Here is a 13,523-nt window from a genome sequence, read left to right on the forward strand (position 1 = left end):
AGTTTCCGAATTCCAGCCGTCGATTGGAATCGGTTATGGTCCCGGAAATATGAGAGCGAGGGCCGCGACGACATCTGCAAATCCAACAAGGAAAATGTGGAGAGCAGGAAAAACAAGAACGATAAAGAATAGAAGTGCTACAGCTATAAGTTGAAATTTTGTGAGTAATTTAATGGCCTTTATGCGCGACTTGTCAACCCTAAACGTCTTTCTTCTACCCATGGATATGTACATAATTCTTCGCATAAGCGAATAGCTGCTAATGTGATACTGCACCCCAAGGTATGCTACAATTGTAAAGAGTTTTGCGTACATTAATAGACACCCAATGTATATTAACCCTGTAATAATCTCAGGGTGCGATAGATTGAATGAGACACCATCAGCGCTGATATTACTTGGTCTCAATCCAAGCGCGTTAACAAATACACCCAGAAGCCAAATTTCGTAGATTCTGCCGAGTAGCTTGTCGCCTCGGGCGTTCAGATCGGCAACAGCTGCGCGATCATAGTGGGACGGAACTGCCATATTCTTTCCCCGCGTTGCGACAGTAATGGATCAAGGCGGCCCAATCGGTCGACCGTCTAGTTAAGCCGCACTAAATCAGCTTCGGGCTATTGGCCACCCACCGAGTCCATAAAGGTGAACGTCTCTCCGCACGCCTTTGGATGGCCTTTGCTCGCCGCGTCCTTGTCGAATTGCCGAAATCCATCAGTCATGTATCGACGGGCTAGAGCCTCCGTCGATGTAGGACAATCCTTCTTCAGTAGGCTGAGAGTCTTTCTGATCGCGTTAGATTCCGGAAAGTTGCAGATCAGCGATGCCCGCATAAACAGCCCGTACATCTTCCAAAGGTTCGGACACTCGCCTTTAGGCGTGCCGGCGAGGCATTGCGTCGAGCCTAAACAAAGCACCAGGACATATTTCAGCATAGGCTCTCGCATGGAATACCGTCCTTATCTCGGTCGAGTTTCCCGCCCCAAGGGCAGTTCTGCAGATACCAGTTAGCTTCCTCACATGAGCCGAGCTGTTTGCACGTCCGCCGCGGCTCGCACGAATAGCCGCTCTGAGCGACCAGCCGCCGGCTGACGATGCCGAGTGGCTGGCTCGACGGTGCCGTGCCGCCCGCATGCTCTGCCCGCCACTCCCAGGGCGCTTGAAACGCACCGACCCACAGACCGACCTTCGCCGCCTCGGCCTTCGCCTGCTGAGCCGCATAGGCGCCGTGGCTGTACTTCGGCCAGTCGAGCGCCTGGCCGTGCTCGACCATCCATGCGGCGACGCTGGTGCCATCGGCCCGCCGGCAGTCGCCGACAAAGCGGCCATAGCGATCCCAGTCGACAAAGACGCATGTGACCGGCCTCGAGGCGGCCAGGAACCCGTCGAGTGCTGCCGCGGCCTTCGCACCGCACTGGTATCGAAAGCCCTTGGCGTCGTCGCACTGCTGCGCGGACTCGGGAGCGTCGATGCCGTTGAAGCGGATGCGCTGCCCATGGATCTCGATCGTGTCGCCGTCGATGACTGAGGCGACGCCGGCAATCGGCGCATGCTTCGGGCCGAACCAATTCGACGTATTGAGCTCTGGCAAGCTAGCGCTGTGCTGAACGACCGTCTGCGCAGCCAGAGCGCCAGCCGCAGCTACTGTCACCAGGATCAGGCGCAGGGGCACGCTCGCCCAACGTCGAGCTCGCGAGCGCCTTGCGCCAGTGCGCTTGCGCCATTGGTCCGATCGGTTGTCGTGGCGGGCCTGGTCCATCGGCTCACTGTTGCTCGTCACTGAAGAAGATCTTGCGGGCCTCTGGCACTTGGGCCACGATGCAATTCAGCGCGTCGTCGAAGTCAGGCAAGCCAACAGCCATGTCCGGCCCCTTCGTCAAACACTGCTTGTAGAGTGCTTCAAAGGCTGGTTGATCGGACAGAGCGAATAAGCCTTGAACCAGGCGAGCTATGGCGACTGACTGGTCACCCCGGCATTTCGTGTAAGCGTCACTTTCGGTGGTTTGATATCGATGCAAACAAAGTTGATCCGCCATTGCGAATAGTTTTGGCATGGGGTTGTCATCGGCTCCGGCAGGCCAGCCTGTCGCAAAGATAACTGCACTGAGCGAAATTAGCGCAGCAACGGCATTTAGCGCCAAAGGCCCCTTTACCTTCATCCCTCGACGGGGCGCTAGCATCCTGAAATTCCCAATTCCCGTGCTGCGGCGCATCTCATCGCGACGCCGGTTCCGTTCATGGAGAACACCCTAAACGTCTCGTCGTTGTTGCACGTCGCGGTGATCGAGCCATCGCCAAGCCGCCGGGCGTCAACAACCAGTGGGCAGGCATCTGATGGAAAGTTGTCTTGAATGATCTGTTGCGCGACCTCGGACGGCTCGCCGTCGGGAGCGCGGCTGAACTGAGCGTAAGCCAGAGACGACGTCATCAACGCAGTTACCGCGATGGTAACAACCCTTGCAGTCCTGGCGTTCACATTGCGCCTCCTGGACGGCTCTCTGCCGAACGGCCGCCGCACCGCGAACCGTCTGCAGCCACACTGCTGTCGGTTGGACAATTGCCGGCGTATCCACCGCCGCCAGGGCCGGATTTGTAGCGCTGGACGACGGCTAAGCTGCGCGCACCGTCACCGTCAATGTGGGTGTTGTTGCTGTTCGGATTGAACGGGTCGACGGTTTGCAAAAGCATATTCGCGTGGGATGAATCGCCAGCGGCCAGCGTGACCGTGTCGTAGTGATTCAAATAATCGGCAGCACACCCCGAGATAAGGAGCGCTGAAATAGCGGCAAAATACGATCGCCAATGCATAAAGGTATCCCCCGACACCGGTGGAGATCATGCACGGTTTGCGCATTGTTGTCGAATCCGCAGACCCAGGAGGCAGATTTGCTTCTGCACCGCTCGAGGCAGCACCGTAAGCAACCAACCTTCCAGTCGACCGTTGACCTAAGCTGGGCTGATCCCTAGCCACCTCTTGGCCCGCCCTGGTCCCCATTTCCGGGCGGGCTCTTTTTGCCTGTGGTCGCCAGCGGCGGCCTGCTACTTCTTTCGAGAAAACTCGAGGATCGTCGCTACGGTTTCGGGCTGTAGCGGCTCGTGCCCTGGCTCTTCATGCCAGAAGACTTGGCGTAGGTCCCGCTGATCGACCTTCTGGCCGCAGTTCGGGCAGTTGTAGAAATGGCCCTCTTCGCGGATGAGGTCGCCGCCGTGCAGCTTGCCGGGAATGAGTGGCCCAAGGTCTGATAGCTTTGTCATGACCGATCGAACCTCGCTTTTCAATAAAAGTTCCGGAACCATTTTAGCACATGCTAATTGAATCGCGGTTTTGCGAGTCTGTGCATGCGTTTGAAGTTCATTCCGCCTTTGATGCCGACCCTTGTCGAGGAGCCTCCCGAAGGGGACGGTTGGATTCACGAGGTGAAGTTCGATGGCTACCGTTCGCAAATGATCATCGACGAGGACGGCACGCGCATCTACACGCGCAATGGCCATGACTGGACGTCGAAATATCGCGACCTGGTGCAGGAGGCGAAGAGCCTCGGCGCCGAAAGCGCCATCATCGATGGCGAGATAATTGTGCTGAACGAACCCGGCCTGTCCGACTTCGGCGAGTTGCGCAAGGCGATCACCCGTCGGCCGCACGATCTCTATTTCGTCGCCTTCGACCTACTGCACCTCAACGGCCATGATTTGCGTGACATGGCTCTCGAGGATCGGCGCGAGATCCTGGCCAGTATGATCGCGCTTGGCGGCCGGATCCAGTTCAGCGAGCCGCTGCCGGGCGAAGCCAAGGCGATCTTTCATCTGCTCGAACAGAGTGGCCTAGAGGGCATGGTATCCAAGCGGCGCGACAGCAAATACCGCAGCGGCCCGTCGACGAACTGGTTGAAGGCGAAATCCTACTCGGTCGACGAGTACGAACTGATTGGCGTCGAGCGTGAAGCCGGCAAGCCTGCCTTCGCCCTTATGGCCGATCGAGCGACAGGCCGATATGTCGGCTCGGCCTTCATCAATTCCAGCCAGGCGATCAGAGAGCGGCTTTGGAAGCGCGTCCAGGAGCACGCCGGGCCGGCGCCGAAGGGGATGAAGCGACCGGCGACGCAATGGGTCAAGCCCGGCATCATCGGCCGCGTGAAGCACTTGCGAGGCGAGGAGGATTTGCGGCACGCTTCGCTGCAGGATTTCCGGGAGGAAGACAATGGCGGTGGCTAAAAAGGAAAAGCCCCGGACGAGCCGGGGCCTTTTTTGTCGTGGTCCGCCGATGGATTAGAACTTGTAGTTCAGACCGACACGAACGGTGTGGAAGGCAATCTTGTCCGTGAGGGTGTTGCCCCCAAGGTTAATAACGTCCGCCTTGCCCAGGTCGGTATAGAGATACTCGGATTTGATCGTCCAGTTGGTGTTGATGGCGTATTCGGCACCAGCGCCGAGGGTCCAGCCAGCCTTGGTCTTCGAACCGCTGAGTGACCCATTGTTGATAGCAGTTTCAAAATGGCCGTAGGCGAGACCGCCCGTGCCATAAATCATGAAGCGGTCAACAGGCGTATAGCCGATGCGCGCACGCAGCGTACCGAACCAATCGACCTTGGTCTCCAAGAGGGTGACAGGAAACGAAAGATCACCCTTGATGTCGGCCGCCTGGAAGTCGGTCTCTACACCATAGACCACCTGGCCAGACTGCCAATTGTAGCCAGCCTGAACACCGCCCTGAAAGCCGCTCGCGCTGACATCAATACTCACGGGGCTGCCGGTGGCCGTGTGTTTGAACGTGCCGAAACCGCCGCCAGCGTTCACGCCGATATAAGCGCCGGTCCAGTCAAACGAGGCAGCAACGGGCGCCTCCTGCAGAACGTCGGCTGCGTGGGCGGCGCCAGCTAGTCCCGCCAATATGGCGGTTGCAAGTAGGATAGATTTCATAGCAAGCCCCTTCAATCAAATGCGTATCAGTAGCTTAGTACCCCCTTATGGAGTGGTCGCCTACTGGGCGCCATGTGACCTCCGGCAAAAAGCACTGCGCGTTGCAGTTGCGCAACACTCTCAGCTCACGACTCATGTTCGGTTTTGAAGAGGCGCTAGAGAACCAGCGGTTGTCAGCAGCAGCTTAACGTTCAGTGGATTTTCGCGAAATGCTCGCCACATCGTCATCCTAAGAGCCGGCTTCGTCGGCCCGGGTTCCTCAAACGGAACCTAATATGCGTGCGCAGCTTATCGCGGCATGAGCACGCGCGGAATCAACTTCTTGCATCGGTGGATTGCCAACAACGTGCCCGAGACCACGAAACCGGACGCTGTTTCTATTTCCGAGATAACCCACAAGCTGTTTCCCGACGCCAAAGCCCTCGGGATCAAGCGTGAGGAAATCGATGAAGAGGTTGAGAGCCTTTACCGCACACTGTTCGATTGAATTGTGCATTTTGACCCTGGCTTGACCGAATAGCCTTGCCACCGAGCCCGAGCCGGGGAATATAATCCTCCTGTTGCGGCGACACTCCAACGGAGATCGCCATGCCTCTCAAGACCCTAGCCGATACCCTAGCAGCGCGCGAAAGCGTGCACGTCAACTGCAGCCATCCCATGTGCTGCAGATCGACCAAACTCGACATCCAGGCGCTGATAGACCGCCTCGGGCCAGGCCACGGCTCAATGCATGACGATCTTGTCGGGCTGTTCGTCTGCTCGCACTGCAAAGCCGACGGCCGAGATCAGCGCCCGGTGTTTTTCACCTGCATTCCTGACTACGAAGGCGTAAACGCGAAGCGCAACCACGACTGGAAGCCGACTTTCGATCGAGGAGCACAGGGGGACTTCAGTCTTAGTTGAGCAATTTCTAATATGCCTATAACTTAGGCATTGCGGGCCAGTACCCCCTAGCTACACCCACCCGCAAATGGCCTGACGTGCGCTTGGGTTCCGCCGACCTTGGTGGCGCACGTCGGGCTGTTTCTATTATTGGACCCAAAAGGTTCGGCCTCCTTGGTAGGGGCGAGATTTCCAAACCTCAAATGCCTGACTTTTGCATCAGGTTGGCAACTCGCATGCCAAGCCTAGCGGTGAATTCGCCATTGTTGGCGGCGAAATCCCAACAGAAGAAGGTCCCCAAGCAAAAAAGCAGAATGGAGAATCGCATTAGCGTATTCTAATATATATGAATTGAATAAGCGTTAAGGCGCGCCGTCTTTAGGCCCTGGGGTAGCGATGACCGACAAGCCGGCTACAACCTACGTCGTCAGCATATTCGAGAAACCGCGTTGGCGCACCGTGCTGACCACCAAGGACAAGCAGAAGGCGCTCGATATGGCCAAGGAGATCGGCGACAAGGTGCGGATCGAGGAGATCACACCTAAGCCGAAGAAGCGCTAATTGAAAGGTGGCCGACGCCTCGTTGGGCGGGGGGCGTTGGGGTAAAAGGCGCCGGCCAGGCGGAAACAGGTCCGCCGCGCCGCACAGATGGCCGATTTATTAGGGGAGCATAATGGCGTGATCGCGGAAGGAGACGCACCCGAACTAGGCTTCCTCATCTTCTTCGCCCCAATGCCGGATCCCACTGTGCGTTCGTGTAGTGGCGGTCGCCGACATAGGCGGCCCGCTCGGCCTCGCGGATACAGACGATGTGTTGGCCGCAAGGCGCTTCGTTCTGCTCGCCGGCGTAGAGAAATACCTTGTTGCTGCGGTCTTTTATCATTCGACAGAAATATTTCACTTTATTGGTGAACGCGCAGGCAGAAAAAGCCTCCGTGACGTGGGTGTTGGCCAAGGAAACGACATGAAATCGCATTGACTGTACTCCGATGATGTGTGCTTGGTGATTGAACCAATTCTATGAGGCGGCCGAGATGAGCGAGTACAACGGTTCAGTCATGTTTCAGAAACGGCTAGACGCCCGCCGTGCCGAGGCGGTAAGGGCGCTATACGACAAGGAGGCTAAGCGTCCTCAATCCGAACCGAAAAATGTGTCGGATCCGTCGCCGTGCCAGCCAAGTTGACGCAGCCAACCTGAATCGTCGTGGGAGTAACTGTGCCGAGATAGGGAACGACTACCACGCCTGACCCCATTGCCGTGACGATAGGGTTGCTGCCTTTGAGGGCGTTTCGCAGCGTGATCGTGTAAAGTCCGGCGCTATTGCGCACCACGCTCTTAACGGCACTTGCCGAGAGAATCGCGCCAGTCGCTCCGACGAACTTGGCGCGGGCGCTGGCCGCCTTTGACCCTTCGACCCACTGGTAGAGCGGATCCCCGAAATACGACCCCGACACGTCCACATCATATTCGCATGCGGGATCGGAGACGAACCGGATGGCGGGTTCGCCGGACGTCGGTGTGTACCCTGAGAAGTGCCGGAACGACGAGCGCGAGACCACAGTGACCTTGCCGGTTCCGGCCGTGTTCTGCTGGACAAGCAGATTGTAAGTGGTCTTGACCGCGCCGCCGCGTTGGATATTGCAGCCGTCCAGAACGATGGTGAGGGGGTCAGCGCCCGAGTGGTTCACCAGGATATCGGCAAACCCGTTGTTACCCTCGATGTGTGTGCCGTACATGGCAAGAGCCATGCCGCCCTCAACGCCGGGGTTTGTCAGGACGATCGCAGCGCGGAATGGCCCTGTGCCGCTCGCGCCGAAATTCTCTACCGACCCGCCGTAGAAGGTGAGCGCAGTTCCGCCTGTTACCGTGAGGCAATTTTCGTTGTGGCCCGCAAACGAGCACCCGTGGAACGAAATGGCATTCGGGCGAGAGAAATCGCTGTACGCGAAGTTGTACCCATTGATGCCGTAAAGACTGATGCACCCGTGGAAGGACGTCGTAAGCACGTCCGTTGCTGAAATGTGCAGCAGCAAGGAGAACGTAGCGACATCGATAAACGTGGCGTAGGCGATGTTATCGAGCTTGAAGCCGGTTCCCAGGCCGGCGACAGCCGTGGTGAGGGCAAAGCCCTGGAAACACTGCTTAACCGTCACGCCGGACGATACGATCTTGCCTTGGAAGTCGAAAGCCGGACCGCTGAAGCCCGAGTGGAGGATTTGGGTGTTGCCCGACCCCTCCCCGATGATGTTGACGGTCTTGTTCTGTTGGCTGATTACCAAAGTGTGTGCCGCGGAGGAAACCGCTACCGTGCTGGCCAGCTTGTAGACGCCGGAAGACAGGCCGATATCCCACCCGAAGGCAACGCAAAGATTGGCGGCGGCCTGAAAAGCCGGCTGGTCATCCGTGGCGCCGTCGTGCGCCGCGCCGGCCCACTCCGGGTAAACCCGAAGATTGGTGCGTTGGCGAACCCAGCAACCGACCGATGACAAGATGCCGTTGGCCTTGATGTAGATGGCTTCCGCGGTATCGGCCGCCACAAAGGCGGAAAAATCCCCGGTTCGCCAATGGAAAACACCCCACCGAAGCCCTTCCGAGAGCGTCGCGACCGTATTCGATGCCGTGTCCAACGCCTTGAGCGTCGTGCGCGATACGGTGGTCGGGCCGGGGCCGGCCGGCCCGGTCGGACCGGTCGGGCCGGTCAGCCCCGTTACGCCGGTTGCTCCGGTCAAACCAGTAACGCCAGTTGCGCCGGCAGGACCGGTCGGGCCGATGACGCCTGTCGCACCCACCGGGCCGGTTGCCCCGGTCAGTCCGGTCACACCCGTCGGCCCTGTGGCGCCCGTGAGCCCGGTAGCGCCCGGCAAGCCCGTTGGGCCTGTCGCACCGACGCCGGCCGGTCCTGTCGGCCCCGCGGGGCCTGTCGGGCCATCGCCGCGCAGCAGCGCCAGCACGGCCGGCGACAGGCTGTCGGTAGTCACCTTGCCGTTCGGCAGTGCGCCGTCGCTGCGGCGCACGTCGGCGAGAGCGTCGATCGCGTCGCCTATTCCGCGCTCGAGCGTGGCCAGGTCGTTGTCAAGCTGCGACCCGTAAGGCAGGTATTGATAGCTGAAATCGATAACGGGCTTTGACGGGGAGGACATATGGCATCACTCGCAACACGGCTTCCCGATCGGTGCCGTCCGCTTTGGGACGACAATTTCTCAACATGATGAGAGCGATTTGGAAGCTGGTTGATCGAAGCCTTGGTTGACCAAGGCGGGTGATGCGAATGCCCGAGTTTCGCGCGGTTCCGGCGGCCCTCAGAATATCATAAGTGCCGCCTGGAGCGAACTCAATTCTGCCCGCAACAGAGTGCCTATTTGTGCCGAACAGGCAGTGCGTCGAAGGCGGCGAACGACGATTGATCGGACGGCTCGCTTCGCATAGGACTAAAATCGAGCGAATTCGAGAGTGTCACGCCACGAACAAATTGTCAGAACCGATGCCCCTCCCCGCAGCTGATCAGAAAATCTACCACATCGTCAACGTTGACAAGCTGCCTTCCATCATCACTGAGGGTCGCATCTATTGCGACGCAGAGATGGCAAAAAAATCTGCGCTCGGCGGCACCACGATAGGTATGAATGCGATCAAGAACCGTCGCTTCAGCTTGCCCGTGTCTTGCTATTCCGACGCCAGGGTGAGCGACTTCACGCCATTCTATTATTGCCCGAGATCAGTGATGCTCTACGTGATCCACTGTGCCAATAATCCCGAGCTGACGTATCGAGGCGGGCAAGACCCAATTGTTCATTTGGAAGCCGACCTCGGAAAGGTTATCGACTGGGCGGACGAGCGAGGACACAGTTGGACAATCGCTGGTTCCAATGCCGGTGCGGCCTACACTAAGTTTTGGAGATCCAAGGCTGATTTGGGCAACCTGAATTGGGCTCACATAGCCGCCAGACAATGGGCTGCTTCGGAAATAAAAGAGGCGAAACAGGCGGAATTCCTGTTCTATCACCACTTTCCGTGGCATCTTGTGGAACGTATCGGAGTGAATACGCTTGCAACATTCCACGCTGCGACCGCCGCAGTGAAGAACGCCACGCACAAGCCCGCAGTGCAACAAATGCCGGCTTGGTACTACTGAGGAATGGCGATGATAAAGTCCACCACCGGCAACATTTTGGAGGCCAACGCCGAGGCGCTGGTAAACACCGTGAACTGCGTAGGCATCATGGGCCGGGGCATCGCTTTGCAGTTTAAGAATGCGTTTCCGTCGAATTTCAAAATTTATGCCGCGGCGTGTGCTCGCAATGAGGTCCGTCCTGGGCAGATGTTTGTCGTCGAAACTGGCGAATTGTCGCCTCGCTATATCATCAACTTTCCGACCAAACGGCATTGGAAAGGCAAAAGCCGAATGGAAGACATCGATGCGGGGCTTCAGGCGCTCGTAAAAGTCATAAAGGATCGAGGTATCAAGTCTATCGCCATTCCGCCACTGGGCTCGGGCCTGGGTGGGTTGGATTGGGCTGATGTGCGTCCACGCATCGTGGAAGCCATGGATTCCGTTGACGCCGAGGTTGTTATCTACGAACCCTCAGGCGCGCCGGACGCAGCCGCTTTAGCCCGCAATCGCCGAACGCCCAACATGACCCCTGGCCGTGCGGCCCTAGTCGTCCTTCTGCAACGCTATCTGAACGGTTTGATGGATCCGTTCGTGACGCTTCTGGAAGCTCACAAATTGATGTTTTTCATGCAGGAGGCTGGTCAGGGCCTTCGTCTTCAATACGCAAAAGCCAACTATGGGCCTTACGCCCAAAACCTGAAGCACGTGTTCAACAGCATCGAAGGAGCCCTCGTATCGGGGTATTCTGACGGGGGTGATGATCCAACGAAGCAAATACGTCTGGTTCCCGGAGCCTATGAAGACGCTGACCGTTACCTCGCAGATGACGCCGAAACGAGGCGCCGGTTCGATCGGGTGGCGGAACTCGTTGTGGGCTTTGAAACACCCTACGGGCTTGAATTGCTATCGACGGTTTATTGGGTCGTGAAGAACGAAGGCGCTAGGACGCTCGACGACGTCGAGAGAGCGATTCATTCTTGGAGCGAACGTAAGAAGCAGTTTAGTCGCGATCAAATCGCAGTCGCCATGCGTGCCCTTGTGAAAAACAAGTGGCTGGAGTTGGAAGTTAGGTCTTCCGACAACAAGGCAGCAAACCCTCCGTCAGCTAGCATGTAAGGAGGGCGGGCACTGAACTCGCTGCCAGGGGGAAGAAGATGGACATTGTGCTAACCGTCGTCGGCGTTCTGATTTGCGTCGGCATTGCCAACATCGTCTTCTCGATGTTCGGAGACGCGCGAGAAGATGCCCGGAGCCGTCGGCGCTTGAAGCGCATCGAAACGCGAAACGCGCAGCATCAGCGTGCGCCTCGCGGATCCTGAAGCGTCTGTCCACTCTCAAATAGCGTCCGCAACCCGGCCTCCGGGTAGCTGACAGCCGGCCGGCGATCGGCCGCGGCTCGCGTCCGCTGGACGGCTTCCGGCCCGGTCAAGATATCGCCCAAGTCCGCAAGATTGCCTCGCAACTGTGCACGCTTCGCCGCATCACCAGCTTGGGTGATAAAGCTGGTGCCGAGGGACTTCGTGAGATCGATCAGCGTGCCCAGGGGCGACCTGGCGCCTAGATCGCCATGTACCAACTGATTGGCGGCCGTGGTGCTGCCTGGTGCGTCGCGCCGCATTGTCGCCTGCAGGACGTGGAGCAATTCCGGCATCGACGTAGCGGCCCGCCCGCCGGGTAGGTTGCGCAACACCGCGTCCAACACTTCCTGCCGTGCGTCGTTTCCGGCGACACTACGATGGAATTTGGCGCCCGCCGATTCGCGGCTACCGCCTTGGGTCTCAGTCTGCGCCGTAGCGTAGCGGTCAGCGAGGTTCTGGCGCACGAGCGCCGCCGTCGTTTCCGGATCTTGGCGGGTAAGACGCTGCACGGCGTCAGCAGCCTCCGGCGCGGACCCGGCGAGTGGGTTCTGCGGAAGAATGGCGTTGCCGGCGCCAGCAGTGTCCTTTGCCGCGGCGACGCGACCGACCGGCCCTTGCTCAAGCGGGTTCAGTTGCGTGCGCCGAAGATGCTCCTGTTCGGCGAGCGCCTGGGCGTATTCCGGCGACTGCTGCGTCGCAATGTTCCGCGCGGTCGCGGCGCCGGCACGCTGGCGACCGGCCAGTTCTGGCCCGTAAAGCGGATTGGCCGAATTAGACAGGGCTTCGCCGCGCGCCGCCATGTCCTTCGTCACCGCGTCAACGACGGCGATCGAATTGTCCGGCATCCCGGCATAGTCGGGCGCCAGTTCCGCGTTCCCGCGAAGGCGCGCCAGCGCCGCGGTGAAGCGCGGGTCAGCCGCGATCGGCGCGAACTCCGCTTGCGGAATCGTCTGTGGCCGCACCGGCCCTGCCGGACCGACAGCGCCGGTCGCGTCGTAGAGTGGCCGCGTCTGCGCGTTGATGCCCTGACGCGTCTGGTCGAGCACGTTCGTTGCCGCTTCCGCCGCGGCGGGGCCGAGCGTGGACGGCTGCGGGTGCTGCGGGGCGATCTGGTCGAGCACGCCCCCGACAGCAGAGTCGACCTGGGCCGGACGGGCGGCGAAGAAAGGCGCGGTGATATTGCCGCCTGTCGTGGACCCTTCGACCACGCGCAAGATGTCACGCAGTTTGCTGGCACCGCCACGGGCCTGGGCTAGCGACTCGGGGCTCGAGAGATCGATACCGTGACCGTTGTCCTGGAGCCGCTGCGCGGCCTGCCATTCGGCGTCGGTCGTGCCATTGGTCGCGCGTCGGATCACCGCGTCAGGCGCGTTGTGGGCGCGCGTAGCCGCGGCGCCGACGTTGCCGAACAGCGCGCCGAGAAAACGCATCATGCCCTCGTAGGGCGTGCCCTCCGTCGCTTGGCCAGCCGCTTCGGACGCAACTGCCGGAGCGACGACGTTGCCAAGCGCTTCTTCGGCGTAACGGCCCACTTTTGCGAGGCCGGGCGCCGCCCGAGCGGCCCTGCTCGGCAGTCCGCCCGGAGCGGCGAATTCGCCAATCGTTCCTGCCCATTTGCCGGGCGTGGTCTGCGGCTTGTGCAGCACGGCGTCCATGACGTCTCGCGTCTTGTCCTGGGCGTCGTAAACGCCGGTTCGGACGTCGGCGTTGTCGTTGCCGGAAATCGTGCGCAGGGCGTAATTCACCGCGCCGGTCAGCGGATTGATCACCGCGTCCTTGAAGTGGTCGTGCTCGGGACCGGGCGTGGCCGGATCCAGACCGAGCATGGAACGCACCGGACCTTCGGCCTTGTCGAACAGCCAACCGCCGGCGTCGCCCGCCACGCGGTTCAGCGTGATCGGCGACATGGCGCTTTCGACCACGCCGCGCGGCACGCCGGAAGCGATGGATTCGCCGACGTCCTTGGCGGTCGAGATCGGCGCCTGGCCGCCAAACGTCTCGCGCATGGCTTTCGTCATCACGTCGTCCGAGGTTCCCGCCGGAAACTGAACGGTCGAACCGTCGGGGGCCTTGACGCTGATCGGTGTTGCGGCACCGGCCGGAGCCGGAGCGCCGTATTTCGTCCAGGGGCCTTGCTTTGTTGGCGTTGATTCGGCGGGCGCCGCTGAGGGCTGCACGACCTTGAAACCAGGCGTCATACCCAACTTGAACAGTTGGACGTGAACGGATAGCGAACACTGTCCGTTAAGCCATTGAA

The 13,523-nt window shown here is 59.6% G+C and carries 16 protein-coding genes; 6 read left to right on the plus strand and 10 right to left on the minus strand.

What is annotated here, in order from left to right; genetic code table 11:
- Nucleotides 1–925: 925 nt before the first annotated feature.
- The 5 genes from QQK95_RS10100 to QQK95_RS10120 all read right to left on the minus strand — a co-directional run bounded on the left by QQK95_RS10100 (nt 926) and on the right by QQK95_RS10120 (nt 3,294).
- Complete coding sequence (locus tag QQK95_RS10100; RefSeq protein WP_284271797.1) at nt 926–1,588, minus strand: thermonuclease family protein; 663 nt, start codon at nt 1,586–1,588, stop codon at nt 926–928.
- 172 nt (nt 1,589–1,760) lie between these two features.
- On the minus strand, nt 1,761–2,051 hold the full coding sequence (locus QQK95_RS10105) for a hypothetical protein (RefSeq protein ID WP_284271799.1): 291 nt from the start codon (nt 2,049–2,051) through the stop codon (nt 1,761–1,763).
- Nucleotides 2,052–2,170: 119 nt separating this feature from the next.
- Nucleotides 2,171–2,473 carry a hypothetical protein gene (locus QQK95_RS10110; RefSeq protein ID WP_284271800.1) on the minus strand — a complete coding sequence of 101 codons (303 nt, stop codon included), beginning with the start codon at nt 2,471–2,473 and terminating at the stop codon, nt 2,171–2,173.
- A complete protein-coding gene (locus QQK95_RS10115; protein ID WP_284271803.1) occupies nt 2,470–2,805 on the minus strand; it encodes a hypothetical protein in 336 nt (111 codons plus the stop codon). Before QQK95_RS10115 ends, QQK95_RS10110 begins: the two co-directional genes overlap by 4 nt.
- A gap of 231 nt (nt 2,806–3,036) precedes the next feature.
- Entirely contained in the window at nt 3,037–3,294 is a 258-nt protein-coding gene (locus QQK95_RS10120) for a hypothetical protein (RefSeq protein ID WP_284271806.1), read from the minus strand.
- A gap of 42 nt (nt 3,295–3,336) precedes the next feature.
- Between QQK95_RS10120 and QQK95_RS10125 the strand changes: the two genes are divergently transcribed.
- Nucleotides 3,337–4,209, plus strand: a complete 873-nt coding sequence (locus tag QQK95_RS10125; protein ID WP_284271808.1) for an ATP-dependent DNA ligase — start codon at nt 3,337–3,339, stop codon at nt 4,207–4,209.
- Between the two features lie 54 nt (nt 4,210–4,263).
- Here QQK95_RS10125 and QQK95_RS10130 read toward each other — a convergent pair whose 3' ends face one another.
- Nucleotides 4,264–4,914 (minus strand): outer membrane protein, encoded by a 651-nt coding sequence (locus QQK95_RS10130; RefSeq protein ID WP_284271810.1) that lies wholly within the window; start codon nt 4,912–4,914, stop codon nt 4,264–4,266.
- A 298-nt stretch (nt 4,915–5,212) separates the two neighbouring features.
- Between QQK95_RS10130 and QQK95_RS10135 the strand changes: the two genes are divergently transcribed.
- From QQK95_RS10135 to QQK95_RS10145, 3 genes are all read left to right on the plus strand, one after another.
- The gene (locus QQK95_RS10135) at nt 5,213–5,401 is read left to right on the plus strand and encodes a DUF768 domain-containing protein (RefSeq protein ID WP_284271812.1); all 189 of its coding nucleotides are present in this window, start codon (nt 5,213–5,215) and stop codon (nt 5,399–5,401) included.
- A 101-nt stretch (nt 5,402–5,502) separates the two neighbouring features.
- Nucleotides 5,503–5,817, plus strand: a complete 315-nt coding sequence (locus QQK95_RS10140; protein WP_284271813.1) for a hypothetical protein — start codon at nt 5,503–5,505, stop codon at nt 5,815–5,817.
- A 375-nt stretch (nt 5,818–6,192) separates the two neighbouring features.
- Complete coding sequence (locus QQK95_RS10145; RefSeq protein WP_284271814.1) at nt 6,193–6,357, plus strand: hypothetical protein; 165 nt, start codon at nt 6,193–6,195, stop codon at nt 6,355–6,357.
- 154 nt (nt 6,358–6,511) lie between these two features.
- Here the strand turns inward: QQK95_RS10145 and QQK95_RS10150 are convergent, their stop codons facing one another.
- Nucleotides 6,512–6,772, minus strand: a complete 261-nt coding sequence (locus QQK95_RS10150) for a hypothetical protein (RefSeq protein WP_284271815.1) — start codon at nt 6,770–6,772, stop codon at nt 6,512–6,514.
- A gap of 146 nt (nt 6,773–6,918) precedes the next feature.
- The gene (locus QQK95_RS10155; protein WP_284271816.1) at nt 6,919–8,937 is read right to left on the minus strand and encodes a hypothetical protein; all 2,019 of its coding nucleotides are present in this window, start codon (nt 8,935–8,937) and stop codon (nt 6,919–6,921) included.
- Between the two features lie 260 nt (nt 8,938–9,197).
- Between QQK95_RS10155 and darT the strand changes: the two genes are divergently transcribed.
- Both darT and darG read left to right on the plus strand, forming a co-directional pair.
- On the plus strand, nt 9,198–9,929 hold the full coding sequence (gene darT / locus QQK95_RS10160; RefSeq protein ID WP_284271817.1) for a type II toxin-antitoxin system toxin DNA ADP-ribosyl transferase DarT: 732 nt from the start codon (nt 9,198–9,200) through the stop codon (nt 9,927–9,929).
- Nucleotides 9,930–9,938: 9 nt separating this feature from the next.
- On the plus strand, nt 9,939–11,024 hold the full coding sequence (gene darG, locus QQK95_RS10165; protein WP_284271818.1) for a type II toxin-antitoxin system antitoxin DNA ADP-ribosyl glycohydrolase DarG: 1,086 nt from the start codon (nt 9,939–9,941) through the stop codon (nt 11,022–11,024).
- 50 nt (nt 11,025–11,074) lie between these two features.
- On the opposite strand, the gene QQK95_RS10170 is transcribed toward darG, so the two are convergent.
- Both QQK95_RS10170 and QQK95_RS10175 read right to left on the minus strand, forming a co-directional pair.
- Nucleotides 11,075–11,203, minus strand: coding sequence for a hypothetical protein (locus tag QQK95_RS10170; protein WP_284271819.1), 129 nt, complete (start codon nt 11,201–11,203; stop codon nt 11,075–11,077).
- The coding region (locus QQK95_RS10175; RefSeq protein ID WP_284271820.1) for a hypothetical protein at nt 11,203–13,523 on the minus strand (2,321 nt) is incomplete at its 5' end. The genes QQK95_RS10175 and QQK95_RS10170, both read right to left, overlap by 1 nt.

It is taken from the genome of Mesorhizobium huakuii (assembly GCF_030160235.1).
Classification (GTDB): Bacteria; Pseudomonadota; Alphaproteobacteria; order Rhizobiales; family Rhizobiaceae; genus Mesorhizobium; species Mesorhizobium huakuii.

Excerpts from the sequence above, each read along its gene's own strand:
- QQK95_RS10105 (WP_284271799.1), bottom strand. The coding sequence starts at position 2,051 with ATGCCAAAACTATTCGCAATGGCGGATCAACTTTGTTTGCATCGATAT.
- QQK95_RS10115 (WP_284271803.1), bottom strand. The coding sequence starts at position 2,805 with ATGCATTGGCGATCGTATTTTGCCGCTATTTCAGCGCTCCTTATCTCG.
- QQK95_RS10120 (WP_284271806.1), bottom strand. The coding sequence starts at position 3,294 with ATGGTTCCGGAACTTTTATTGAAAAGCGAGGTTCGATCGGTCATGACA.
- QQK95_RS10125 (WP_284271808.1), top strand. The coding sequence starts at position 3,337 with ATGCGTTTGAAGTTCATTCCGCCTTTGATGCCGACCCTTGTCGAGGAG.
- QQK95_RS10130 (WP_284271810.1), bottom strand. The coding sequence starts at position 4,914 with ATGAAATCTATCCTACTTGCAACCGCCATATTGGCGGGACTAGCTGGC.
- QQK95_RS10135 (WP_284271812.1), top strand. The coding sequence starts at position 5,213 with ATGAGCACGCGCGGAATCAACTTCTTGCATCGGTGGATTGCCAACAAC.
- QQK95_RS10140 (WP_284271813.1), top strand. The coding sequence starts at position 5,503 with ATGCCTCTCAAGACCCTAGCCGATACCCTAGCAGCGCGCGAAAGCGTG.
- QQK95_RS10145 (WP_284271814.1), top strand. The coding sequence starts at position 6,193 with ATGACCGACAAGCCGGCTACAACCTACGTCGTCAGCATATTCGAGAAA.
- QQK95_RS10150 (WP_284271815.1), bottom strand. The coding sequence starts at position 6,772 with ATGCGATTTCATGTCGTTTCCTTGGCCAACACCCACGTCACGGAGGCT.
- QQK95_RS10155 (WP_284271816.1), bottom strand. The coding sequence starts at position 8,937 with ATGTCCTCCCCGTCAAAGCCCGTTATCGATTTCAGCTATCAATACCTG.
- darG (WP_284271818.1), top strand. The coding sequence starts at position 9,939 with ATGATAAAGTCCACCACCGGCAACATTTTGGAGGCCAACGCCGAGGCG.
- QQK95_RS10170 (WP_284271819.1), bottom strand. The coding sequence starts at position 11,203 with ATGCTGCGCGTTTCGCGTTTCGATGCGCTTCAAGCGCCGACGGCTCCG.